General features: G+C 67.6%; 1 protein-coding gene. It reads left to right on the top strand.

All coding sequences use genetic code 11. From position 1 onward, the window contains the following. A partial coding sequence (locus AC1DY5_RS58030) for a PLxRFG domain-containing protein (RefSeq protein WP_478123097.1) occupies positions 1-601 on the top strand: 601 nt, incomplete at both ends.

The following is a 601-nucleotide window of genomic DNA, read 5'->3' as shown; positions in this document are numbered from 1 at the left end:
CTGGCCAGCCGCGCCACCTTCGAGGACGACCTCGCGAAGGCACTCAAGCACGCCGAAGACGAGGGCACGGTCAGCCCGCAGGAAGTGCACCAGCTGATGGCGCAGGCCCGCGGCGCCGGCTCGCTGCAATCCGGCGACGGCACGCGCTACGGAGACGCAAAGGCTGCCGGGCGCAATGCGCTCTCGCGCCTGGCACTCGGCTGGGGCAAGGTGTTCGGCATGGCCGAGCAAGTGAACCGCCGCGTGACCTTCATCGCGGCCTACCGGATTGCCAAGGCGCAGAAGATGGCCGACCCGGCGGGCTTCGCCAAGAAGGCCGTCAACGAAACGCAGTTCGTCTATTCAAAGGCAGCCAAGATGCGCTGGGCGCGCGGCGCGGTGGGCGGCACGCTCATGACCTTTAAGACGTATAGCGTGGCCTACCTCGAGCTGCTGCACCGCATGTGGACGCAGGGCGGCAAGGAAGGCAAGCACGCCGTCATGCTCGCGCTGGCCGTCATGCTGCTGATGAGCGGCGCCGGTGGGCTTCCGTTCTCCGACGACCTCGACGACCTGGCCGATGGCCTGGGCCAGCTGATGGGCTACAACCTGGGCTACAACC

This window comes from Variovorax sp. P4_D9 (assembly GCF_056401695.1).
This window is presented reverse-complemented; position numbering and strand designations above follow the sequence as displayed.